A 23,770-nucleotide genomic window follows, 5' to 3' on the forward strand; every position below is an offset into this window, starting at 1 on the left:
GCGACAGCCTCGACTCCCAGAAGGGGACACGGTGCAACCGGCGTTATCTGCCGCAGGTGGTGTGAGGGCGAGCCGCAGGCCTCTGAACGCCCACGCCATCTGGTGGCCCTTGGTCCGAAGACCGGTGCCGGCGCATCGCTGAGTCCTGCCGACCGCGGCAGGACTCGGCTCGGCGTGTCCGCAGTCCCTTTCCCTTCAGGTCCGTCCCACATGAGGCCATGAACAAACACAGATTTCTGCCTGCCCTGCTCGTCATCACCCTCATCGGCACGATCATGGAACTCGACATGTCCGTGCCGAGCTTCCCGGACATCGCCGAGGCCCTCGACACCTCCGGGTCCTCGGTACAGCTGACGATCACGTACAACTTCTTCGGCTACTGCCTGGGCGCCCTGGCCTACGGCCCCTTGTCGGACCGGTTCGGCCGGCGCAAGGTCATGCTGATCGGCAACACGATCATGCTCATCGGCGCACTGGGCTGCGCGGTGGCACCGAGCATCGAGTTCCTGCTCGCGTCCCGGCTCGTCCAGGGCGTGGGGGCGAGCACGTCGGTGGTCCTGGTCTTCGTCATCATCGGCGATGTCTACCGGGGCAACCAACTGTTCAAGATGTTCGGGCTCACCAATGCCGCGATGTCCGCCTTCATGACGGCGGCACCGGCGCTGGGCGGTCTGATCAACCGGGCGATCGGCTGGCGCGGCAACTACGCGACGGTATTCGCCATCACCCTGGCGTCGCTGCTGCTGATGATGTTCTTCCTGCCCGAGACGAAGGGCGAGCTGGAGAAGGTCAGCGTCAAGAAGGTCGCCGGCGACTACCGCAAGCTCCTGTCGAGCAAGGAATTCATCGCGGCGTCGCTCGTCCCCAGCCTGCTGTTCGCCGCGTACATGGTCTTCATCGCGGCCAGCTCCTTCCTCTACACGGACACCTTCGGCCTGTCCACCGTGGAGTTCGCCGGTCATCTGCTGATCGTCGTGGCCTCCTTCGCCGTGGCGAGCCTCCTCGCCTCGAAGGTCGTCACCCTGCTGGGCGGTCCCGAGCGCACCGTGGTCTGCAGTATCGCCGTCACGGTCGCCGGCATCGCCCTGTTCCTGGCGTTCGGTGAGGGCGCCTGGGCGACCACCGGCCCGATCGCCGTCTTCTGCATCGGCTTCGCCACGGTCTACCCGGTCGTCTTCGGGCGCTCCATGGCCGTCTTCCCCGAGCTCCAGGGCGCGGCTTCCTCGCTCACCATGAGCGGACGGGCGCTGCTCGTCACGCTGCTCACGGGCATCGCCAGCAGCCTGTTCACCGGCGACTCCATCGTGACCGCCGGGGTGATGGCCGCCGCCGTGGCCGTCGCCGCGTCCCTGGCCTTCCTCAAGCCCAAGCCGGCCCCGGACGGGGTGGCGGCCGAAGCGGTCGCCGAAACCGGCTGAACCGTCCGCCGCACCTTCCCCAACCCTTTCGTTCCTTTCCCCTTCCGTCAGCACGGCGGCGACGCCCGGTCGCCGCCGCACGGACGCCCACGCACCGAGGGCGCGGGGCTGCTCCGGCATGCCCCGCGCCCGGAAAGAGACCGTCATGAGCGTCATCGGCCAGGAGAACACCGAAGCCGACCGGAAGCTGCCCAGCCTGACCTCGGAGTACGTCGCCAGGTGGGAATCGCGTGCTTCCGTCCGCACCCGCCCGCGCAAGACCATCGATTTCACGCAGGAGGGCTTCTTCTTCCCCGAGGACAAGCAGCCGCTGCTGCTGGCCGACGAGGTCGCCTCGCTGGACCGGGCGGGCAAGGACGAGATCCTTGTGCAGTCCTTCTACAAGTATCTGCACGACATCGTGAACCTGGAGATCAAGGAAATCGTCTCGGCCTGCTCGAAGATCCTCTACGCGGATCTTCCGGTCGAGTTCTCCGCCGAGACGAAGCTCAACACCCACTCGGTGATCATCGACGAGTACTACCACGTCTACATCGCCCAGGACATGATCCTCCAGCTGCGGAACCACTACCCGCACCTGAAGACGATCGACCACCCGATATCGGACTCGCAGCGCGCGGTCGTCGAGATCAAGAAGAAGCTCGACCCCAAGTACCACGACATCTTCGAAATCCTCGCCAACTGCTGCTTCGAGACCACGCTCGTGCGGGAACTCGTCGAATTCTTCAACAGCCCCGGCGTCCACCCGTCGATCAAGTACTACGTCAACGACCACATGAACGACGAGTCCCGGCACTACGCGTTCTTCTACGACCTGATGACGTATCTGTGGGCGGAGATCCCCGAGGACTACCGCGAGGCGATCGGCACGCACCTGGCCGAGTTCACCACGCTCTATCTCTCCGTGGAGTCGGAGAAGCTCTTCAACATCGAGCTGCTCGACTCCGTCGTCGGTGACCGCCAGCAGGCGCGGAAGTCCGTCGAGGCCCTCTACGCGGGCTTCGAGATCACCCCGGACGTGCCGATCGTCAAGAACGTCCTGCGGGCTCTGGGCAACGCGGGAATGCTCGGCCACCCCGCCGTCCGCGACAGCTTCGCCCGGATCGGCTGGACCGTCTGACTCCCGCCCCGTCCCTGTCCCACCCGGCCAAGGAACACTTGAGGAAATACCGATGACATCCACGATTTCGCACCACACCGGCACCCGGATCGCCGACGACGCCAGGACCAAGGAGATCGCGGCGGAGATCGAGCAGCGGCTCCGCCGGGCGGACCAGCTCGTGCTGCCGCTCGACGAGACCCTGGACATCCTCGACCAGCTCCAGCAGTTCGAGCTCGGCCGTTTCCTGCTGCACAACCGGGGCCTCAACGGCTACTGGACCTCGTACATCTTCCGCAACACCCCGGCCGGCCCCACCACGCCGATGGAGCACTGGCTGCTCAACAACTCCCTGTTGTGCCAGGCCCGCGAGCGCTTCCACCGCTTCAAGGAGGAGATCGCCGGCTCCGTCACCGAAGGGGCGACCCTGGCGTCCGTGCCCTGCGGGGTGATGGACGACCTGCTGCAGCAGGACTACCGCGGCGTCGAGAAGTTCAGGCTCGTCGGCATCGACATCGACGAGGAGTCCATCGGCTACGCCCGGCAGAACGCGGCGGAGCACGGGCTGTCCGAGCACACCGCCTTCGAGGTGCGCGACGCCTGGAAGCTCGGTGTGGACGGCGAGTTCGATCTGATCGTCAGCAACGGTCTGAACATGTACGAGTCGGACCCGCAGCGGCTGACCGATCTGTACCGCAGCTTCCACCAGGCACTGCGCCCCGGCGGCCGGCTGCTGCTCAGCTTCCTCACCCCGCCGCCCCCGCCGCCGTGGGTGGCGCCCGAGCACGCCGCGGCCTGGGAGAAGTACGACATCCCCGAGGCGGACCTGCGCCGGGAGCTGTCCATCATGGGCGACATCGTCCAGGTGACCTATCTGAACTTCTCCAGCGAGGACGAGGTGCGCGGCCAGCTCGAAGCCGCCGGCTTCACCGTGCACGCGGTCCGCTACAACGACCACGGCGTCCTGCCCATCATCACCGCGGTCAAGTGACGTCCGCGGCCTGACGGGCCCTCGGGAGCCGGTGGCGGGAGGGGCCCGCCCGCGCGCTGCGGGCGGTCCTCGCGAGCACACCGGCCCCCGCCGGCCCCGCCATGCCGGCCCGCGAACACCGCACCACCCCCGAACTACGGCCTTGGAGCCCCACTTCTCATGATCACCGCCACCGGTCTCGAACTGCGCGCAGGCGCCCGCGTCCTCATCGAGTCGGCGTCCTTCCGCATCGCCAAGGGCGACCGCATCGGCCTGGTCGGTCGCAACGGCGCCGGCAAGACCACCCTCACCAAGGTCCTCTCCGGTGAAGGCATGCCCGCGGACGGCACCGTCACCCGCTCCGGCGACGTCGGCTACCTGCCGCAGGACCCGCGCACCGGCGACCTGGACATGCTGGCGCTCGACCGCGTGCTGTCCGCCCGCGGCCTGGACACCGTGCTCCGCTCGATCCGCGAGTGCCAGGAACGCATCGCCACCGGCCGGGGCGCGACGCGCGAGAAGGCGATGAAGAAGTACGAGCGGCTGGACACCGAGTTCCTCGCCCGGGGCGGCTACGCGGCCGAGGCCGAGGCGGCCACCATCGCCGCCAGCCTGGGCCTGCCCGACCGGATCATGGAGCAGCCGCTGCACACCCTCTCCGGCGGCCAGCGCCGCCGTGTGGAGCTGGCCCGCATCCTCTTCTCCGGCGCGGACATCCTCCTGCTGGACGAGCCGACGAACCACCTGGACGCGGACTCCATCCTGTGGTTGCGCGACTTCCTCAAGTCCTACCAGGGCGGCTTCGTCGTCATCTCGCACGACATCGACCTGGTCGAGACCGTGGTCAACAAGGTGTTCCACCTCGACGCCAACCGCGCTGCCGTCGATGTCTACAACATGGGCTGGAAGCAGTACCAGGCCCAGCGTGCCGCCGATGAGCGCCGCCGCAAGCGCGAGCGGGCCAACGCCGAGAAGAAGGCGGCCGCGCTCAGTTACCAGGCGAACAAGCTGCGCGCCGGCACCAAGGCGGTCGCCGCCCAGAACATGGCCCGCCGCGCCGAGAAGCTGCTGAGCGACCTGGAGCCCGAGCGCCGCTCCGACAAGGTCGCCAAGCTGCGCTTCCCCGAGCCCGCGCCCTGCGGCAAGACCCCGCTGATGGCGGAGGGCCTCTCCAAGTCCTACGGCTCGCTGGAGATCTTCACCGACGTCGACCTGGCCATCGACAAGGGCTCCCGCGTCGTCATCCTCGGCCTCAACGGCGCCGGCAAGACCACCCTGCTGCGCCTGCTCGCCGGTGTCGACAAGCCGGACACCGGGCAGGTCATCGAGGGCCACGGCCTCAAGCGCGGCTACTACGCCCAGGAGCACGAGACCCTCGACGGTGACCGCACCGTCCTGGAGAACATGCGCTCGGCGGCCCCCGGCATGGATCTGGTCGAGATCCGCAAGGTGCTCGGCTCGTTCCTCTTCTCCGGCGACGATGCCGACAAGCCGGCAGGCGTCCTCTCCGGCGGCGAGAAGACCCGGCTGGCCCTGGCCACCCTGGTCGTCTCCTCCGCCAACGTCCTGCTGCTCGACGAGCCCACCAACAACCTCGACCCCGCCAGCCGCGAGGAGATCCTCGGCGCCCTGCGCACCTACAAGGGCGCGGTCATCCTCGTCACCCACGACGAAGGGGCCGTCGAGGCCCTCCAGCCCGAACGCATCATCCTGCTCCCGGACGGCGTGGAGGACCTCTGGGGCGCGGACTACGCCGACCTCGTGGCTCTCGCATGACCTCGGGGCCCGTGGGCATCGCGCCTCCCGAACGGCTCGGCCGCACCCGTCTGCCGGACGGCCGCATGCTGGCCTGGGCGGAGTGGGGCCCGGCCGACGGGCTCCCGGTGCTGCTGTGCCCGGGCGGGGCCACGAGCCGGTGGCTGGGCTTCGGCGCGGACGCGGTGGACGCGCTGGGCGTCCGCCTGGTCTCGGTGGACCGCCCGGGTCTCGGCGCCTCCGACCCCGCCCCCGGGCGGACCCTGCACGACTGGCCCGACGACGTGCGCAGCCTCGCGGCGGCGCGCGGCCTCGACGGGCTGCGCGTGGTGGGGTATTCGCAAGGGGCGCCCTTCGCGCTCGCCTGCGCGGCGCGCGGCGTGGTGACGGGGGCGTCGATCGTCTCGGGCAGCGGCGAACCGGCCGCGCCGGAGCTGGCCGACGCCCTCGCACCCGGGGTGCGGAGCATGGTGGAGGCCGTGGCGGCCGATCCGTCGGCCGCCGAGGCCGCCTTCGCGGCCTCGGCCGACGCGGACGCGATGTGGGCCCTGGTGACGACCGGCTGCGCCGAACCCGACCGCGCGGTCTTCCGGCAGCCCGTCTTCGCGGCCGCGTACCGCCGGGCCATCACCGAGGGCTTCGCCCGGGGCCCGGCCGGCTACGCGCGGGACACCGTACTGACCATGGGGCGCTGGCCGTTCGACACGACGGCCATCACGACCCCGGTCGACCTCTGGTACGGCGAACAGGACACCAGCGTGTTCCACTCCCCCGGCCTGAGCACCGCCCTCGCCGACGCCCTCCCCACCGCGCGCCGCCATGTCGTCGCCGAGGCGGGCGGCATGCTGCTGTGGACCCATGCCGAGCCCATCCTGCGCTCACTGGTCACATGAAGAGCTCAAAGCAATCCTTATGGAGATGTGAACTACCCACCCTCTGCCTTATGGTGTGCGCAGGTCATGACGCACGAGGAGCGGGGACATGGGCGTGAGCACGGGCATGCGGACGATCGGGCTGATCGGTGGGATGAGCTGGGAGTCGACGGCGGAGTACTACCGGATCCTGAACGAGCGGACGCGGGAGCGGCTCGGCGGTCTGCACTCGGCCCGCTGCGTGCTCCACTCCGTGGACTTCGCGGAGATCGAGCAGTTGCAGGTCCAGGGCCGATGGGCGGAGGCCGGCGAGCTACTGGCCGCCGCCGCCCGGTCGTTGGAGGCGGCCGGCGCCGATCTACTGCTCATCTGCACCAACACCATGCACAAGGTCGCGGACTCCGTCGAGGCGGCGGTCTCGGTCCCGCTGCTGCACCTCGCGGACACCACCGCGGCCGCGGTCCGCGCCGCGGGGCTGCGCCGGGTGGGCTTGCTGGGGACCGCGTTCACCATGGAGCAGGACTTCTACCGGGGCCGTCTCGCGGCGGGCGGCCTCGACGTCCGCGTCCCGGACACCGAGGGACGCGCGCTCGTGCACCGGGTGATCTACGAGGAACTCTGCCTGGGCGTCGTCCGCGACGCGTCGCGTGCGGCCTACCGCCGGGTCGTCGAGGACCTCGTCGCCGAGGGCGCCGAGGGCATCATCCTGGGGTGCACCGAGATCGAGCTCCTCATCGGCCCCGAGGACAGCCCCGTCCCGGTCTTCCCCACCGCACGCCTGCACGCCGAGGCAGCGGTCGACGCGGCCCTGGCGCGGTGAGGACGGCCGGCCGCCGCGGCCGCGGCGGCCGGCGGACCGGGGACCGGACGCCCTTCCTCAGTCGTTGAGCAGCCGCCACGCGGTGAGGGCCAGCTCGGCACGTATCAGCCCGGCGGGCGCGGTGAGTTCGACGCCCAGCGTCCTTCCGATCTGTTCCAGCCGACGGGCGACGCTGCTGTGGTGCAGATGGAGCACGTCGGCGGCCCGGCGCAGGGAGCCGGTGGCGCAATAGGCGTCCAGAGTCTCCAGGTCTTCCGGGTTGGCGGCCATCCGGGCGATCGCGGCCACGTCGGCGTTGTCCCGCGCGACGTCCCGGGGGACCTCCGCGAGCAGTGCCAGCGCCCCCAGGCCGGCGTAGTGGACGACCGGCCGGCGTGGGGTGGTGAAGCGGAGGGCGGTGCGTGCTTCCCGCCACGACCGGTCGGGGCTTGCGGCGGCGCCGATGCCCGCGTGTACGCCTGCCGGCAACCGTGCCGGGTCGACGGTGGTGGCGAGGATGACGCCCACATCGGCGAGCGGTGCCGCCTTCACCGGGCGGCCCGGGCAGACCAGGCCGCCGAGCCGGTCGAGCGGCAGCCGCGACCGTACGGCGACGACATGGACCGGCAGGTCGGCGGCGAAGCCCAGGAGCCGTAGCGCCCGGGCTCTGGCCGCCTCGTCGCTGTCGGAGCTGATCACCAGCTCGAGGAGGGCGGGGTCGGCCATCGTGGTGCGGGCCGGGCCGTACCGCTCGACGACCGCCCCGGCGGCGAGGGCGAGCCGGTCCAGCAGCAGCTCGTCGAGGGGGCCGGGCGCGCCGGGGCGTTCGAGCCACACCGTGCCGATCTCCTCCTCGTCGAGGGTGATCGGCATCGTGGTGGACGCGGGTGGCTGCGGCGCGGACGTTTCCCTGCCGTCGGGCGCGATCCGGATCGCCCGCCCCGTGCTGTGGAGCCGGATCCCGGCCACGCACGCGGCCAGGCCCGCCGATGCCCGGGCGAGCGCCGGGAGATCCACCCGTCGGCGCATCAACGTGTCGTAGAACATGACGACACGGACCACGCCTTCCGCTTCCGAGTCCAATTGCGACAGCCGTACGGCCAGTGCCTCCATGCCAGGAGGATAGGGCCCTCCCCGGCAGGAGGGAGGCGCCGACCGGTGCGTGATCGGGGCGGGATGCCCGACGAACGTCGGCTGATCCGGACGGGCGACGACCGTCAGGATGACCGGCATGGATCCCGAACTCGAGGCATTTCTCCCGCTGCTCCCCCGAGAAGACATGAGCGACCCGGTCGCCGCACGCACGATGTACGCCGAGCTGGCCGCCACGAGGCCCGCGCCCGACACCACGGGCATGGAGATCGAGGACCGCACGGTGCCCGCCGATCCGGAGGTGCCGGTGCGGGTCTACCGCCCGCACGGGGCACAAGGTGCCGTCGTCTGGCTGCACGGCGGCGGACGGATCATGGGTGACCTCGACACCGAGCACCCGTGGGCCAGTCGGGTCGCGGCCCTCTCCGGGGCCGTGGTCGTGTCGGTGGAATACCGTCTGGCTCCCGAGCACCGGTTCCCGGCCGCCCTGGACGACGCCTACGCCGTGCTGGCCTGGACGGCCGAACACGCGGCCGAGCTCGGCGTCGACCCGGAGCGGATCGCGGTCGGCGGCCACAGTGCCGGCGGGAACCTTGCGGCCGCGGTGGCGTTGCGGGCCCGGGACCAGCACGGGCCGCCGATCCGCTTCCAACTGCTCAACGAGGCCTCCCTCGACGACCGGGAGGAGACCTGGTCACGTCGGAACTTCACCGACACGCCCTGGGCGACTCGCGACAACGTCGCCGCATCGTGGCGGCACTACCTGGGCTCCGCGCCCGCCACGCCGTACGCCGCCCCGTCCCGGGCCACCGACCTGTCCGGCCTGCCACCGGCCTACATCGCCACCGCGGAGCTCTGCCCGAACCGCGACGAAGACATCGCCTACGCGCTGCGCCTGCTGCAAGCGGGCGTGTCGGTCGAGCTGCACCAGTGGCCCGGCACGTTCCACGGCTCGCAGGCCATCCTGTCCGCCGACGTGTCGCAGCGGCAGATGACCGGGCTCGCCGCGGCCCTGCGCCGTGCCCTGGCCGGGTGAGGTGGCCGCGGCCGACCGGGCCGGCCGGCTCCCGGCCGCGACCCACCGGATCCGTCCGGAGCAGCCGGGAGACACGGAGGAAAGACCCCGAGTCGAGCCGGTCGGTACTCGCCGGCGTTCCGCTTCCGGTCGCTACGAGACCGTGAGTTCGGCGATGCCTGTGCGGGACTTGGCGGCGGCATCACCGCGCACCACCACTCGTACGTACCGAGCGGAGACGGGCGTGCCCGCGTCCGCGCCGGCAGGGGCATCGCGCCAGTGCCGTCCGTCGAGGGACAGCCGCACATCGAACGAGGCCGGTGCCGGACCGCTCCAGGTGGGGCGGACCTCGGTGACGCGCACGGGCTTGCCGAGGTCATTGGTGAGGCTGCCGCTCCGTCCGTCCGGAACCCAGGCCGTGGCCGGGTTGCCGTCGACAGCGGCGTCCGCGTACAGGCCGGGTTCCTCGGACGAGGCGGTGACGGTGGTACAGCGGGCCAGGTTGCCGGTGGGAGCGAGGTCGGGGCGGCGGGTCTGGAGAACGGCCGGAGCGGCCTTGGTGACCACCTTTGCGCCCTGCGGGGTGTCGAGGGTCATGGGCCGGCCGTCGGTGAGCCGGACAGTGGTGTGACGGGAGCCCAGCTCGATGTCGTAGGTGCGGCCCTGCCAGCGCAGACCGCGCAGGGTGACGCCGTCGCCGCTGAGTTGCGGGGGCAGCATCGGGTCGAGGTGGAGCCGGTCCTCGCGCATCCGCATGCCGGTCAGGCCGTTGGTGAAGATCTGCAGGAAGCCGCCCTTGCCGGTGAGGAAGTCGTGCGCGGGCGAGCCGGCCAGCGGGTCCTCGGCACCCGCCTTGTCGCCGCGGGCCTCCGAGAACTGGGCGAACGGGCCGCGGACGAACGGCCTGATGGAGCGTTGCAGATAGGTGTACGTCGAGCAGCCTGGCTCACCCGTCCCGGCGGCGGCGATGGCGTGGACCGAGTCCGTCATGGCGGGCCCGTCGGGGTCGGTCCGCTGGGCGTAGTAGTCGAGGGTGCGGGCCGCGGCGCCCTCCGGCATCCGCCACTCCAGGGGGTACATCAGCAGTACCGTGTCGGCCTGCTTTATTTTGCTGCCCCGGTAGCCGTCGTACTGCTGGAAGACCTTGCGTCGCGCGTCGTACGGGATCCTGATCCGGTCGGCGACCGCCGTCCACTCCCCCGGGGCGCGCTCGCCGAGCAGTCGCGCGGCGCGGGTGGCATGGCGCAGCGCGGTGACGGCGCCGGCGTTGGTGAAGACCGCGTCGTCGACGCCGTTGCTGTACTCGTCGGGGCCAGCGGTGTCCTTGATGGAGTAGCTGCCGTCCGCGTTGCGGTGGACGCGCCCGGCCCAGAACTCGGCTATGCCCTTCAGTACCGGCCAGCCGCGCTCGCGGAGCCAGTCGGTGTCGCCGGTGGCGAGGTAGTACTGCCACGTGGCGAGGGAGATGTCGGACTGGAGGTGGATCTGGGTGCGGCAGTGAGGCGGGTCCACACTGTGGCACTCCCGGGCCAGGTCGCCCTTGCTGCCGCTGTTCCACGGGTAGAAGAGCCCCTGGTAGCCGAGCTTGCGGGCGTTCTCCCGGGCGCCGGGGAGGGTCCGGTAGCGGTAATCGACGACTGTCCTGGCGAGTTCGGGTGCGGTGGCCAGCAGGGCCGGGTACATCCAGGTCTCGGCGTCCCAGAACACGAGACCCGCGTAGTTGTCGCTGGTCAGCCCGGCCGGGCTGACGCTGTTGGCGGCGCCCTCACGGGTGCTGGACAGCAGTCCGTACCGCGCGGAGCGCGCCCATGCCTGCAGTTCGCGCTGTCCCGGCACCTCGATGTCGGCGCGCCACAGCCGGGCCCAGGTAGCGGCGTGGGCGCGCAGCAGCCTGTCCCAGCCGCGCCGGGCGGCGCGCTGTGAGGCGGCGGTGGCGTCCCGGCGGGGCGACTGCGAGGTCAGCGCGGTGTCGACGCCCACGTACTTGGTGATTTCGTACGCGTGCCCCTTGCGGACGGGGAAGGTGAGGGACTGCCGCGCGCTCATGTCGCGGGCGTCATCGGCGCGTCGGGTTCCGGCCGTCCGTACGCCGTGCCCTGCCCGCAGAGTGGAGGCGACAGCGCCGTCGGTGTCCGTGCCGTCGGTACGGAAGGCCACATCCATGGTGCGGCCGTCCCGGCCGGCCCCACCGGTGCGATCACCACCGCCGGTCTGCCGGACGCGCCGGGCGCCGCGCCCGTCGAGCCGGTCGGTGACGGTTGCTTCACCGCTCCAGCGCGGCGTCATGCTCAGCCGCACGGCACCCACGTGGGGGTCGTTGCGGTCGGCCAGCACCTCATAGACCAGGTCGGTCTTCCGGCCGTCGACGGCGGTCCAGGTCAGGGAGGTCCGGACGATGCCGCAGTGCAGGAAGAGTGTCTGGCGATACTGGGATATTCGGCCCGCTTTCGTCAAAGAGTTGAACGTATCCCCGTGTTCTCCGCCCGTGCCGACGGTGAGCGCGGACCACGTCGGCAGGGCCGCTACGGCCTGCCGGTCTCCGGCGGTCTGCTGGTTGTGCGCGTAGAGCCCGGAGACGAACGAGCCGTCGTAGCTCGGGGTGAACAGCGGCCAGCCGGTCTTGGCGTCACTGCCGGTGTAGCCGGCGCCGTTGGGCGGTACGCGCTGTCCCAGGTAGCCGTTGCCCACATACGCGTGGTGGGTGTCGTCGGTGTTGATACGGGTGTTCTCGAGTGTCCAGCCGTCGCCCGTCCGGCAACTGCCGGTCGGGGAGGCGGTGGTGGGGGGACGCTCGGCGGTGGGGGGTGGTGGCGCCTGTACGGCGGCCGCGGGCGGCACCGAGGCGACGAGCACCCCGGCGATCAGCAGTGCGGACAGGCGGGCGGGGCGCGACCGCGCGTCGGGAGAGGGCGTCATTGGTCTCCGTCGTCTTGATCTCCTGCGAGAGTCCCGAGACCATAAATTTTGTGAACGATAAACGTCAACAGTCTTGGATATTCGTAAGGTTCTCGAAGGCTACGCGGAGCCCAAGGGCCGACATGACCCGCGCCTGCGGGCGAGGGCCGGACGCTGCTACCTTGCGGCCGTGGACCTCTTCTCACGCTCTTGGGCGGCGTTGCGCACAGCCGTGGCCGAACTCCCGGACGAGGACTTCGCGCGGCCGTCCGGCTGCACCGGCTGGCTCGTACGGGACTTGGTGTGTCATCTGGTCATCGACGCCCAGGACGTCCTGATCACCCTGGCCACCCCCGCCGATTCGGAACCGACCCGGGACGCGGTGACGTACTGGGACATCGTCGAGGCGCCGACCGGCGACGATCCGCTCGACGCGCTGATCGTCCGCCTGGCCGCCGCGTACGAAGAGCCGGGGCTGCTGAAGTTCCATCTCGACGACGTCGGTTCCGCCGCCGGCCGCGCCGCCGGGCTCGCGGACCCCGCGGCCCGGGTCGGCACCCGCGGCCAGGTGCTCACCGCGGGCGACTACCTCTCCGCGTACGTCCTGGAGTGGACGCTGCACCACCTCGACCTGATCGCGCACCTCCCGGACGCGGCGGAACCGCCCGCCGAGGGGCTCGCCCGGTCACGCGAAATGCTGGAGCGGATCGCCGGTACGGCGTTCCCTCCGTCGTTCTCCGACAAGGACGCGTTGCTGATCGGCACCGGACGGCGTGCCCCGTCCGGAGCGGAGAAGGCCGAACTGGGCGAGTCGGCCGCGGAACTCCCCTTCGTCCTCGGCTGATCGTCAGGCGAGAACGCCATCAGCCGGCATCGCGCCGGAAGGCCGCGCGGTAGTCCCTGGGGCGTTGCCCGGTGTGCCGGGCGAAGAGAGCGGCCCCGTCGCGCCTGCGTCAGCGCCGAGTTCCGTGCGTTCGCCGGCGGCGGTACCAGTCCCGTCACCACATGGCTGCGCGGGCTCGCGCGCCGGGTCCACGCCGAATGCGGCGGTCCGGGAGTCGGCGCGATCGGGCTGTGCTTCACCGGCAACTTCGCGCTCACGATGGCGATGGAACCGGCCGTCATCGCGCCCGTGGTCAACCACCCGTCCCTGCCGCTGGACGATCCCGCCGGACTCGGGATCAGCGACGAGGGCGCGCGCACGGTCCGGGACCGCGTCACACGCGACGGTCTGAAGGTCCTCGCCTACCGCTTCGACAACGACCGTTGGTGCACCGGCCGGCGCTTCGCCGCCTACCGGGCTCTCCTCGGCGACGCCTTCGACGGCCGCGTCCTTCCGGTCGGTTCCGCCAACACCGCACCACCTCCGTTCTTCCGCGAGGTGGTCGCAACCCCGCACAGCGTCGTCACCGCCCACCTCGTCGACGAGGAGGGACATCCCACCCGGAGGGCCAGGGACGAGATCCTGGGTTTTCTGGCCGAGCGCTTGAACCGGCCCGGAAACGCGGTGCCGGGAAAGTGATCGGTCGTCGCGGCGCGGCTACTTCCCGCACAGGGCGGTGTCGAGGAGAGCCTCGACACCGGTGAAGCCCTTCGCGGTGGGCGCCATGTTGGCGGTGACGACGATCGTGGCGGCGCGGCCGTCCTCGGTGACGCCGGGGTACGAGTGGTAGCCGGGGGTGTCACCGCCGTGCCCCCACGCCACCCCACCGCAGCTCAGGGGCGTGCGGATCAGCCCCAGTCCGTAGCCCTGGCCGGCTCCGGGACCGCCGGGGATCTTGACGGTGGTACGCATCTGGGCGAGCTGCGCGGGCGCCAGCAGCTTGCCGCCGAGCAGGGCGGAGAAGAAGCGGTTGAGGTCACCGGGGGTGGAGATCAGCTGTCCGGCGGACCACATCCAGGACGGGTCCGTCTTCGTGATGTCCTTCAGCGGTGCGCCGGGCTCGGCCGAGTGATATCCCTTGGGGTGGGCTTCGCGGATGTTCTCGTCGCCCACTGCGGGGAAGTAGGTGTGGCGCAGGCCGATGCGGTCGATGACCCGCTGGGTGATCTGTTCGGCGAGCGGACGGCCGGTGACCTTCTCGATGATCATCCCGGCCACGTGGTAGTTGGTGTTGCTGTACTCCCACTTGGTGCCGGGGGCGAAGCGCGCCTTGTGCGCCAGGGCGATGTCGAGCAGTTCGCGGGGCTGGTAGTACCGGTGACGGTCCTTGCCGAAGACCGACTCCAGGATGTAGTCGGTGTAGTTGGGCAGTCCGCTGGTGTGCTGAAGCAGCTGACGAACCTTGATGTCATGGCCGTCGATGCCTTCGCCGCGTATCAGGCCGGGCAGGTACCTCTCGACGGGGGCGTCGAGCCGGACCTTGCCCTCGCCGACCAGTTGCAGAATGACCGTGGCGGTGAACGTCTTGGTGTTGCTGCCCGCCCGCACCTGCCCGTCGACCGGCACCTTCGCCTTGGTCCTCACGTCCGCGACCCCGGCGGTGTAGTCACGGGTGCGTCCGTCGCGGTCGACGGTGGCCACCAGGGCGGCGGGGAACTTGTCGTCGGTCACCAGGCGCTCCATGCCCGTGCGTACGGCATCGCGCGGGCCCTGGGACTGCGCCGCGGACGAGGGCAGCGTGCCGGCCACCGCCAGGGCGGCCGCCATCACCGCCACCGCCGTGACCGCCCGCCGGGGCCTGGACAGGGATGTGGTGCGCGGACGCCGGGACTGCTGAGAACGGTCGGACATCAGTGAACTCTCCTGGATCGGCGTGCTGGACGCGTCGGAAGACCGAAGGCGTCCGGCTCGCGTATGCGGGATCCGCTACCGGGGGATCCCGGCCGGTCTCCAGACCATCACGCCGAGGAGCCGGACAGCGTCCGGGCAACGGATGATCCGCGCCGGGGCCCTGGGGCCTTGGCCGCGACGCGTCCAGGACCGTGGTCCTGGGTCCCGCTCGCCCCCGCCCGGCCCCGCTCGCCCCCGCTCGGCCCCCGGTGTGACCCCGGTTTGACCACCCCTCACCGGGTGATCATGCTGAACGGATGACAGCGAAGCAGAGCACGACGGACGTGCTGAGCGCCGCCCTCCACGTACGGGAGGCCGCGCGCCGCGCCGTGTGCGGCACCGGGGGCGCGGACACCGTCCTCACCGCACTGTCCGCAGTGATCGACCACGACCACGCGTCGCTGTCCCGGTGGGATCCGCTGCGCCGCCGTCACCTCACCCTGGCCGGCAGCTACCCGGCCGGTGCCACCCGGTACATCGAAAACAGCCTGCACGACGACCCCGGCTTCTCGCTGATCCGGTACTCGGCGGACACCACGCGCTGGTGGCGCGATGTGCCCGGCCCGGTGCGACGGACCTCGACGGGCCTCCAGGCCGTCCTCGATCCGCTGGGTGTCGAGGACGGCGTGGCCCAGTGCCTGTTCGCCGCGGATGGCAGATACGTGGGCATGCTCAATGTCAGCACCACCCGGAAGCGGTGCGACCGGCCGGCCGTCCGGGCTGTGATGACCTTGCTGGGCGAGTGTCTGGCGGCCGTTACCGACCCGCTGCTCGGGCCCCGCTCCTCCGGAGGTCCCGGCGGGCCCGGCGACGCCGTGGCCGGTTCCTGCGCCGTACTCGTGCCGCGGGACGCGGACACCGCCCCGGTCGTGCTGAGCGGCGAGCCCCTGCCCGGTCTGACCGACGCCGGCTCCCCGCTGGCGGCCCTGGTGCGGCGGACGGCCGCCCGGCGGGGGGCGCCGGCCACCGTGCTGGTGCCGTACCGGCAGTGGACCCTCGAACTGCACCTGACCCGCCAGGACGCCGGGACGGTCGCGGTGTGCCGTACCGTCGCCCGCCCCTCGGCGCTCTCCCCGCGCGAGCTGGAAGTACTGGCGGAGCTCACCCAGGGGCGGACCAACCGTGAGATCGCCGACCGGCTCTTCATCGGCCCGCGCACGGTCGCCACGCACATCGAGCACATCCTCACCAAGCTCGACGTCCCCAACCGTGCCGCCGCGGCGGGACGAGCCGTCGCCTGGGGCCTCGAACCGGCGTCCTGATCCCTGTTCCCGCCGCGTTTCCGCCCGCTTCCCCGGGCGCAGTATCGAGAGGTCGGTACAGCGGAGGGAGAGAGCATGACCGTGATCGTCGGGCTCGTGCACAACGGGCGGGTGCATCTGGGCGGGGACTCGGCCGGTGTCGCCGGCCTGCGGCTCACCGTCCGCCGGGATCCGAAGCTCTTCCGCAACGGGCCCTACGTCATGGGTTTCACCACCAGCTTCCGCATGGGACAGCTGCTGCACCACGCGTTCAAGGCACCCAAGCCCCGGGGCGACTTGGACCGGTTCATGGCCACTGTCTTCGTCGACAAGCTGCGCAAGTGCCTCAAGGACGGCGGCTGGGCACGCAAGGACTCCGAGCAGGAGCAGGCCGGGACGTTTCTCGTCGGTGTGCACAGCCGTCTGTTCGCCGTCTACGGGGACTACCAGATAGCCGAGCCCGCCGACGGATACGCGGCCGTGGGATGCGGGGACGAATTCGCCCTCGGTGCCCTCCACGCCACCGCGGACCTGTATCTCAAACCCCGTGAGCGGCTGGGTCTGGCCCTCGCGGCGGCCGGTCACCACAGCGCCGGGGTCTCCGCGCCGTTCAGCTACGTCACCACGCGGAAGCCGCTGCCCTGAGCAGGCTGGTGATCACTCGGCGTCGGGGTGGCCGCCCGCGGCCCGGCGGCGGACCTGGTCCTCCTGGGCCAGCCGTCGCAGCAGTTCGAGCATGGGGCCGGAGAGGGCGAGGACGATGACCGCCTGTTCGGCCAGGGCCGGCGAGTCGTCGAAGGCTGCCGCGCGTTCGAGATCCAGGCGGGCGATGGAATGGGCCAGTTCCGCGTAGGCGACGAGCCTTTCCGGCCGGTAGTCCGCGTCGAGCCGCCTGAGCTCCCGGAGCGCGGTCATCAGCCCCCGGACGTGGGGGGAGGTGCCGGGGACCTGCCAGTCCATGGCCGCGATCAGGCCCATGACGTCCGCCGCGGCAGCCGACTCGGCCGCCGCGTCCCGGTCGGCGTCTCCGGCCGAGGCCGCCGTGACGGGGACGGGCAGGGCGTAGCTGATCGCCTGGAGGGTCTTGTCGGTGTTCTCGGCCTGGTCGACCGTGGCCAGGACGTCGCGGGTGGCGGCGATGGACAGGCCGCCGAGGGTGGTGAGCGCCTTGATCAGCCGCAGGCGCTGGACGTGCTCCTCCCCGTACTCGGCCAGCGTCGCAGCCGTCGCCCTGCCGGCGGGCAGCAGGCCTTCCCGCCGGAAGTACTTGATGCTGGCGACCGGCACGCCGGTCCTGCGGCTGAGCTCCGAGATCTTCATGCGGCGTCCTCGCTGGTGGTGCGGCCGGGCATCCGCCGGTGAACGACTGGACACCCAAGGAAGATACTGCCACTATCCAGTAGCTGGATACCTGAAGTATCTAGCTACTCTATGTAATCGTCTCGGAGAAGTCATGCCTTCCCCTCAGCCCTCCTCCGCGCTCCGCAGCCCGCGGCTGTGGATCGGCTCGGGCCTCATCCTCGCGGTGGTCTCCACCTTGTTCGCCCTGCTCTATGTGGGTGGCAACGTGGACCCCAAGGGCAATCTGCGCGACCTGCCGGTCGCCCTGGTCAACAGCGACCGCGGCGCCGACGCGGGCGGCAAGCACACCAACCTCGGCGACCAGATCGTCTCCGGCATCGAGAAGAAGGCCGGGGACAACCGAAGCACCGAATGGCAGGTCCTCAGCCGGCAGGAAGCCGACAAGCGGCTGGGCCAGGGCAAGGTCTTCGGCGCGCTCGTCGTGCCGAAGGACTTCACCGCCTCGGTGACGGGGCTGACCAACCCGAAGCAGAAGCAGGCCGTCCGGCCGGCCCTGACGGTGCTGACCAACCAGTCGGCCGGCAGCATCGGTTCCTCCATGGCGAGCCAGGCGGCCCAGAAGGCCGCCCACGCCGCCTCCGCCCAGATCGGCAAGGACCTCCTCGACCGCGCGAAGAGCCAGGGGGCCAAGCTCGCTCCGGCCGCCCAGCTGATGCTCGCCGACCCCGCGACCGTGGAGGTCGCCGACGGCCACCCGGTCGGCTCGCACAGCGCCATGGGTCTGAGCGCCTTCTACTACGCGCTGGTCCTGGTCGTCTGCGGCATGCTCGGTGCCAACGCGATCAGCTCGCAGGTCGACACCGCCCTCGGCTATGTGCACACCGACTTCGGGCCCTTCCGTCAGCGCATGCCCGTCCAGCACACGAGCCGGGTGCGCACGCTGGCCATCGGCACCGTCCTCATGCTCGGCCTCTCGGTCGTCATGGGTTCGCTCGTCCAGGCCGCCACGGTCGGCATCCTCGACATGGACGCCTCCCATCTCGGTCTGCTCTGGCTCTACTCCGTGGGCACCATCGCGGTCGTCGGCGTGAGCGCGCTGGCACTGCTCTCCGTCTTCGGTACGCCCGGCATGCTGCTCTCGGCCATCATCTTCGTCGCCATGGCCGTCCCCTCGTCCGGCGCGACCGTCCCGCTGCAGGCACTGCCGGACTTCTTCCGCGCGCTCGCGGCGTTCGAGCCGCTGCGGCAGATCACCGGGGGCCTGCGCGCCATCCTCTACTACGACGCCCAGGCCGACGCCGGCCTCACCCGCGCCTGGATCTCCATGGGCATCGCCCTGGTCGTCTCCGTCCTCTTCGGCTTCGGCGTCACCCGCTTCTACGACCGCAAGGGCCTGCACCGCATCCCCCACCCTGCGTCCGCGGATTCCGCCGAGGGTGACGAGTCCGCCGAGACCACACCGGCACCTGCGACGGCCTGAAGGCCGTAGGCACGACACAACACCCCTCGTGCACCGCAACGGGACGTGCCCGGCGAAGTGGATTCGCCGGGCACGTCGTCGTCGGTGCACCTGTGGAGAGGCGGGTACGGGAACTCAGATGTTCCAGTAGTGGTCCGCCCAGGTGCCGCAGGGCCATTGGATGGCCTTCTCCCCCTGAACGCGGCTGGCCCCGGGGATGGCCAGGCACTGGCCGCTGTTCCAGTTCACCAGGCGCGTGCCCCGGTTGGTGTACTCGACGCCCCAGTAGTGGTCCTTCCAGGTGCCGCAGGGCCACTGGATGACCTGGGTGCCCGCGTTCGTGCTGCCGCCCGGTACGGCGAGGCACTGCTGGCTGTTGAGGTTTCGCAGGCGGTAGTAGCTACGGCCTCCGCTGTTGAAGGCGTACTCGAACTGCCAGTAGTGATCCCGCCAGTTGCCACAGCCCCACTGGATCAGCCCGATGCCGTTCTCGGTACTGCCACCGGGAACGGCCAGGCAGTGGGCGCTGTTCGCGTTGCGTACCCAGCCGTAGGCGGTGGCACCGCTCGGGCCGGGCCTGCTGTCCGGGGCCGCGGCGGACGCGTCGGCGATCCCCGACGTGACGAGCGTTGCTGCGGCGGCCGCCAGGATTCCCGGCAGGCGATAGTGCGACTTCATGTGTCCCCTCCGTCGTATCCGTCGTTCGACGCGAGTGCATGGGTCACGAGCCGTACATGCCGTGCGCTCCGGGGCCCGTCGAACGGGCTCCGGCCACGCCGCAGGCTACCGACCCCGGGCGGGGAAGGGGAGCCGCCGAACGACCCCCCGGCAACTTGGCGGGAAGCCAATGGTGCCCGGGGCCCTTACCCGCCCTGCATGATCTGGACCAGATTGCCGCAGGTGTCGTCCAGGACCGCGGTGGTGACCGTGCCCGCCTCCACCGGCTCCTGGGTGAAGCGCACCCCGTGCTCCCGCAGCCGGTCGAACTCCGCACGCACGTCGTCCACGGAGAAGGAGATAGCCGGGATGCCGTCCTTTACCAGCGCCGTCATGTACGGCCGCGCCGCGGGATGGCCGGAGGGCTCGAGCAGCAATTCGGTCCCGTCGGGGTCTTCCGGCGAGACCACGGTCAGCCACCGGTCCTCGCCCACCGCGACGTCGTGCTTCTTCACGAAGCCCAGCACGTCGGTGTAGAAGCGCAGGGCCCTGCTCTGGTCTTCGACGAAGACGCTGGTCAGGTGGATCTTCATGGGTGCTCTCCGACGCATCGGCCTGAGCCATCGGATCACGACAAACCCGAGGGCTCCGAGTCTGGTCACCGGCCGTCCGCACATTCCGAACAGGACACTCCACGACAGCCGGCACCACAGGTGTGACGCCCTGTTTACCAGGTGGGGCGCTGTGACGTCGTCCGATCGACGGGACACGCCCTACCACTCCGGCAAGCGGTGGACCTCACCCGTGCCCAGCGTGATCACGGCTCGGGACCGCATGGGCTCCCCGCCCCGCCGGGAGAGCAGGACCACCTCCTCGACCACGGCCGACACCGAGCCGAGCCGGGCGCCGCACTCGGCGGCCAGGCGCTGCGGTTGCCGCGTGCGGCCGAGGGACAGATGCGGGGTGAAGGGGCCGCCGCGCCCGCGGCAGAGCGGGAAGCGCGACCCCAGCACCCGGTGGAGCCGGTCCCACGGCGCCGGGCCCGCCGCAGCCGGATCGAGCCACATGGTGGCGTCGTGCCGGTGCCGGAAGTACCGCACGCCCGCCAGACGCGCCGTGAACGCCGCACTCTCCGCCGCCCCGGCGGACAGCAGCGGCACAGCCCGCTCGAACTCCTCCTCCGGTACGAAGCCGAACAGCAGGTTCACATGCGGCGGCCACCGGCGTACCTGCGGATCGTGCTCCCAGCGGATGTCCTGGATCGCCGGCCAGAGCTCCTGCGGCGGCAGCCACGCCACCGCTGTCCGGGCCGTCGGCGCCGCGTCGAGCGCGTCCACCGGCTCAGCCCCGCCGAAAGCCCGGTTCCCGTCCACACGGCCATGGTCCGGGACCGCTTCCGCGTTCCCCTGGTCGGCGGGCAACGTGTCGCGCCCGGCACCGGCCGGACGGGGGAATCGTCATGTCATGTGCAGCCGCGGCCTGGTGAGGTGACGTCAGCAGGCGACGAGAAGCTCCCGCAGCCCCCGGATCACGAAACCCGGCTTCCACTCCGGTTCCGCGGTGAGCCGGAGCCGGGGCGACCGCCGCAGCAGTTCACCGAAGGAGGTGATGAGTTCCAGGCGGGCGAGCGGTGCGCCCAGACAGTAGTGGATGCCGGCGCCCAGGCTGAGGTGGGGGTTGTCCGCGCGGGTGACGTCCAGACGGTCCGGGTCGGGGAACCGGGCGGGGTCGCGGTTGGCGGAGCCGAAGAGGAGGGCCACCTCGCTGCCACGTGGGATGACCGTGCCGGCGATCTCGATGTCGTCCAGCACCCACCGTTCGAAGAGCTGCAGCGGGGTGTCGTAGCGCATGAGCTCCTCGACCGCGCCCGGCAGGAGGCCGGGGTCCGTGCGCAGGGCGGCGAGCTGGTCCGGGTGGCGGAAGAGCGCCCACCAGCCGTTGCCCGTGGCGTTGACGGTGGCCTCGTGGCCCGCGTTGAGCAACAGGACGCAGGTCGAGACCATTTCCTGTTCGGTGAGCCGGTCCCCTTCGTCGTGCGCGTGGACGAGCGCGGTGATCAGGTCGTCGCCGGGGCGGGCGCGACGAGCGGCGATCAGCTCACGGAGGTAGGCGGAGAAGTCGAGGGAGGCGCGGACGGCACGGCGCGCAGTCTCCTCGTCCGGGTTGAGCTCGTACATGCCGCAGATCGCCGCCGACCAGGGCCGCAGCAGACCCCGGTCGGCCTCGGGGATGCCCAGCATCTCCGCGATGACGGCCACCGGCAGCGGCTCGGCGAGCGCGCCGATGAGATCCCCGCCGCCCTCAGCGAGCAGCCCGTCCACCAGCCCACGCGCCAGCCGTGCCACGACCGGCACCAGATTCTCGACCGTGCGCGGGGTGAACGCCTTCGACACCAGGCGCCGGATGCGCGTGTGGTCGGGCGGTTCGAGGTCCAGCAGGCCGTTGCCGTTGAGCACGTGGAACGGCTCGTGGGCCGCCGGGGGACCGGGGCGCCCGAAGTCCTCGTGGGAGAACCGGTGGAGATACGTCCGGCCCAGCCGCCGGTCGCGCAACAGCGCCCGGACGTCCTCGTGGTGCGGTACCAGCCACTGACGGCTCGGCTCGAACCAGTGGACTCGTCCGGCGGTCCGCAGCCGCTCGTACACCGGGTAGGGGTCGGCGGTGAACCGGGGGGACCACGGGTCGAAACCGGTGTTCGCATCCATGTGCGGATGCTAGCGGGGAGGGTTGTGGGTTTCAGCGGTCGACCGGAAGGCCCTGCGGCGTCTTGATCCGTTTCATAATGATCTGCGAATTGACTTCGGTGATGCCGGTCAGCGTGGTGAGGCGCTCGATCCACAACTGCTCGTAAGCGGTGATGTCGGCGACCGCGATGCGCAGCAGACAGCCCGGGCTACCGAAGAGGCGGTACGCCTCGATGACGTCGGGGATGTCCTGGAGCGCCGCCTCGAACGCCTCGACCGCGCCCCGGTCGCGTTTGACCTCGACGGAGACGAGGACCTCGAAGCCCCTTTCGACGGCTTCGGGATCGATGACCGCCCGGTAGCCCTGGATGACGCCGTCCTGTTCGAGCTGGCGAACGCGGCGCATGCACGGTGAGGACGTGAGGCCGACCCGTTGGGCCAGTTCCTGGATGGTCAGCCGACCGTCGTCCTGGAGCTCACGCAAGATATTCCTGTCAATCTGATCCACGGCGCAATTATCCACCACACTCATGGGGCTTCAGCGCCCGAATCAGCGACCCGATTGCGCGCGAATCGTCCTATGGTTGCTCCCGCCCCGCCCCGCCCCGCACGAACTGGTGTGCGCACGTCGCGGGAGTGATCATCTGGCAGAGGAGCGAGCAGACGTGAAGCAGATCGTCGTCATCAGCACGGGCGGGACGATCGCCAGCCGTTGGCAGGGGTCCGGGTTCGCCGCCGAAGCCCGGGGCGGGGACGTCCTGGCCACGGCCGTCGTACCCGCGGGCCTGTCCGTGCGGGTCGTCGACCTGATGAGCGTGAACAGCGCCCGGCTCACCACCGCACAACAGCTGACCCTGCTGCGCACCGTGCGCGAGGTGCTGGCCGATCCCGCCGTGGACGGCATCGTCGTCACGCACGGCACGGACACGCTGGAGGAGTCCGCCTTCCTGCTCGACCTCCATCACGACGACCCCCGGCCGGTGGTGCTCACCGGCGCCCAGCGCCCCTTCGGAGCGGCGGACGGCGACGGGCCGCGCAACCTCCACGACGCGCTGCTGACGGCGGCCTCGGTGCGTGACCTCGGTGTCGTGGTGGTCTTCGACGGGCAGGTGCACGCCGCGCGCGGGACGGTGAAGGTGCGGACCCTGGCCGCCGACGCGTTCGCCGACCCCTCCGGCAGCCCGGTCGCGGAGATGGGGGCCGACGGCGTGCGCGTCCTCCGGCGGCCCGGTCGCCCGGCGCCGCTGCCCCTGCCCCCGGCCGCCACGCCGCTGCCCCGCGTCGACATCGTCATGCACCACTGCGACGCCGATCCGCTGTTCTTCGAGACCGCCGTGAAGGCGGGCGCCCAGGGCATCGTCCTGGTGGCGACGGGAGCGGGCAACGCCACCCCCGAGATCAGCAGCGCGGTCCGCGAGGCGGTCGCCCGCGGTGTGCTCGTCGCCGTGACCACACGCGTGCCCGCCGGGCCGGTCGCGGAGATCTACACCCACGGCGGCGCCGTGGACCTCGCGGCCTCCGGAGCGGTACTCACCGGCACCCTGCGCGCCGGCCAGGCACGGATCGCCGTGCTCGCCGCGATCCTCTCCGCCACCGACCCGGCCGAACGCGCCGACGCGCTGCGCCACGCGCTCGGCGGCGCCGTGCCGGCAGCGACAGGCGCCCGGGCCTGACACCCCTCCCCGTTCTTCCCCGTTCTTCCCCGTTCTTCCCCGTTCCTTCCCGCTCCCCCGCTCCAG

Annotated in this window: 22 protein-coding genes; 13 read left to right on the forward strand and 9 right to left on the reverse strand. The window is 71.0% G+C overall.

The genetic code is table 11. From position 1 onward, the window contains the following. Positions 1 to 218: 218 nt before the first annotated feature. From JO379_RS04510 to JO379_RS04535, 6 genes are all read left to right on the forward strand, one after another. Entirely contained in the window at positions 219 to 1,418 is a 1,200-nt protein-coding gene (locus JO379_RS04510) for an MFS transporter (RefSeq protein ID WP_242626348.1), read from the forward strand. 145 nt (positions 1,419 to 1,563) lie between these two features. Next, the gene (locus JO379_RS04515; RefSeq protein WP_130880723.1) at positions 1,564 to 2,538 is read left to right on the forward strand and encodes a diiron oxygenase; all 975 of its coding nucleotides are present in this window, start codon (positions 1,564 to 1,566) and stop codon (positions 2,536 to 2,538) included. 52 nt (positions 2,539 to 2,590) lie between these two features. Beyond that, on the forward strand, positions 2,591 to 3,508 hold the full coding sequence (locus JO379_RS04520) for a class I SAM-dependent methyltransferase (RefSeq protein WP_130880722.1): 918 nt from the start codon (positions 2,591 to 2,593) through the stop codon (positions 3,506 to 3,508). Positions 3,509 to 3,667: 159 nt separating this feature from the next. Further along, positions 3,668 to 5,263, forward strand: a complete 1,596-nt coding sequence (locus JO379_RS04525; RefSeq protein ID WP_209514009.1) for an ABC-F family ATP-binding cassette domain-containing protein — start codon at positions 3,668 to 3,670, stop codon at positions 5,261 to 5,263. Beyond that, entirely contained in the window at positions 5,260 to 6,135 is an 876-nt protein-coding gene (locus tag JO379_RS04530) for an alpha/beta fold hydrolase (RefSeq protein WP_209514011.1), read from the forward strand. Before JO379_RS04525 ends, JO379_RS04530 begins: the two co-directional genes overlap by 4 nt. Positions 6,136 to 6,241: 106 nt before the next feature. Further along, positions 6,242 to 6,934: an aspartate/glutamate racemase family protein gene (locus JO379_RS04535; RefSeq protein WP_130880855.1), complete on the forward strand. Its 693-nt coding sequence runs from the start codon at positions 6,242 to 6,244 to the stop codon at positions 6,932 to 6,934. Between the two features lie 57 nt (positions 6,935 to 6,991). Here JO379_RS04535 and JO379_RS04540 read toward each other — a convergent pair whose 3' ends face one another. Next, entirely contained in the window at positions 6,992 to 8,026 is a 1,035-nt protein-coding gene (locus JO379_RS04540) for a helix-turn-helix domain-containing protein (RefSeq protein WP_130880719.1), read from the reverse strand. A gap of 118 nt (positions 8,027 to 8,144) precedes the next feature. On the opposite strand from JO379_RS04540, the gene JO379_RS04545 reads away from it, so the two are divergent. Beyond that, positions 8,145 to 9,041, forward strand: coding sequence for an alpha/beta hydrolase (locus JO379_RS04545; RefSeq protein WP_130880718.1), 897 nt, complete (start codon positions 8,145 to 8,147; stop codon positions 9,039 to 9,041). A gap of 132 nt (positions 9,042 to 9,173) precedes the next feature. Here the strand turns inward: JO379_RS04545 and JO379_RS04550 are convergent, their stop codons facing one another. Further along, complete coding sequence (locus JO379_RS04550; protein ID WP_130880717.1) at positions 9,174 to 11,936, reverse strand: discoidin domain-containing protein; 2,763 nt, start codon at positions 11,934 to 11,936, stop codon at positions 9,174 to 9,176. Positions 11,937 to 12,105: 169 nt separating this feature from the next. On the opposite strand from JO379_RS04550, the gene JO379_RS04555 reads away from it, so the two are divergent. After that, entirely contained in the window at positions 12,106 to 12,759 is a 654-nt protein-coding gene (locus tag JO379_RS04555) for a maleylpyruvate isomerase N-terminal domain-containing protein (RefSeq protein ID WP_209514013.1), read from the forward strand. 258 nt (positions 12,760 to 13,017) lie between these two features. Next, positions 13,018 to 13,437 carry a hypothetical protein gene (locus JO379_RS04560; RefSeq protein ID WP_245381376.1) on the forward strand — a complete coding sequence of 140 codons (420 nt, stop codon included), beginning with the start codon at positions 13,018 to 13,020 and terminating at the stop codon, positions 13,435 to 13,437. A gap of 18 nt (positions 13,438 to 13,455) precedes the next feature. On the opposite strand, the gene JO379_RS04565 is transcribed toward JO379_RS04560, so the two are convergent. Then, positions 13,456 to 14,649 (reverse strand): serine hydrolase domain-containing protein, encoded by a 1,194-nt coding sequence (locus tag JO379_RS04565; RefSeq protein ID WP_130880715.1) that lies wholly within the window; start codon positions 14,647 to 14,649, stop codon positions 13,456 to 13,458. Between the two features lie 296 nt (positions 14,650 to 14,945). Here JO379_RS04565 and JO379_RS33100 point away from each other — a divergent pair, with 296 nt between their 5' ends. Both JO379_RS33100 and JO379_RS04575 read left to right on the forward strand, forming a co-directional pair. Next, positions 14,946 to 15,950: a helix-turn-helix transcriptional regulator gene (locus JO379_RS33100; protein ID WP_245381377.1), complete on the forward strand. Its 1,005-nt coding sequence runs from the start codon at positions 14,946 to 14,948 to the stop codon at positions 15,948 to 15,950. A gap of 75 nt (positions 15,951 to 16,025) precedes the next feature. Continuing rightward, positions 16,026 to 16,574, forward strand: coding sequence for a hypothetical protein (locus tag JO379_RS04575; RefSeq protein WP_130880714.1), 549 nt, complete (start codon positions 16,026 to 16,028; stop codon positions 16,572 to 16,574). Positions 16,575 to 16,586: 12 nt separating this feature from the next. On the opposite strand, the gene JO379_RS04580 is transcribed toward JO379_RS04575, so the two are convergent. Continuing rightward, positions 16,587 to 17,249 carry a MerR family transcriptional regulator gene (locus JO379_RS04580; protein WP_209514016.1) on the reverse strand — a complete coding sequence of 221 codons (663 nt, stop codon included), beginning with the start codon at positions 17,247 to 17,249 and terminating at the stop codon, positions 16,587 to 16,589. A gap of 133 nt (positions 17,250 to 17,382) precedes the next feature. Between JO379_RS04580 and JO379_RS04585 the strand changes: the two genes are divergently transcribed. Continuing rightward, positions 17,383 to 18,711, forward strand: coding sequence for a YhgE/Pip domain-containing protein (locus JO379_RS04585; protein WP_209514018.1), 1,329 nt, complete (start codon positions 17,383 to 17,385; stop codon positions 18,709 to 18,711). A 114-nt stretch (positions 18,712 to 18,825) separates the two neighbouring features. Here the strand turns inward: JO379_RS04585 and JO379_RS04590 are convergent, their stop codons facing one another. The 5 genes from JO379_RS04590 to JO379_RS04610 all read right to left on the reverse strand — a co-directional run bounded on the left by JO379_RS04590 (position 18,826) and on the right by JO379_RS04610 (position 22,539). Beyond that, positions 18,826 to 19,368, reverse strand: coding sequence for an RICIN domain-containing protein (locus JO379_RS04590; protein WP_130880711.1), 543 nt, complete (start codon positions 19,366 to 19,368; stop codon positions 18,826 to 18,828). Between the two features lie 185 nt (positions 19,369 to 19,553). Next, positions 19,554 to 19,940, reverse strand: coding sequence for a VOC family protein (locus JO379_RS04595; protein ID WP_130880710.1), 387 nt, complete (start codon positions 19,938 to 19,940; stop codon positions 19,554 to 19,556). A 180-nt stretch (positions 19,941 to 20,120) separates the two neighbouring features. Next, positions 20,121 to 20,720, reverse strand: a complete 600-nt coding sequence (locus tag JO379_RS04600; RefSeq protein ID WP_130880709.1) for a 2'-5' RNA ligase family protein — start codon at positions 20,718 to 20,720, stop codon at positions 20,121 to 20,123. Positions 20,721 to 20,840: 120 nt separating this feature from the next. Further along, on the reverse strand, positions 20,841 to 22,052 hold the full coding sequence (locus JO379_RS04605; RefSeq protein ID WP_130880708.1) for a cytochrome P450: 1,212 nt from the start codon (positions 22,050 to 22,052) through the stop codon (positions 20,841 to 20,843). A 31-nt stretch (positions 22,053 to 22,083) separates the two neighbouring features. Then, a complete protein-coding gene (locus tag JO379_RS04610) occupies positions 22,084 to 22,539 on the reverse strand; it encodes an Lrp/AsnC family transcriptional regulator (protein ID WP_130880707.1) in 456 nt (151 codons plus the stop codon). Between the two features lie 157 nt (positions 22,540 to 22,696). Between JO379_RS04610 and JO379_RS04615 the strand changes: the two genes are divergently transcribed. Continuing rightward, on the forward strand, positions 22,697 to 23,704 hold the full coding sequence (locus tag JO379_RS04615; protein ID WP_209514020.1) for an asparaginase: 1,008 nt from the start codon (positions 22,697 to 22,699) through the stop codon (positions 23,702 to 23,704). Positions 23,705 to 23,770 lie beyond the last annotated feature (66 nt).

This window comes from Streptomyces syringium (assembly GCF_017876625.1).
Taxonomy (GTDB): domain Bacteria; phylum Actinomycetota; class Actinomycetes; order Streptomycetales; family Streptomycetaceae; genus Streptomyces; species Streptomyces syringius.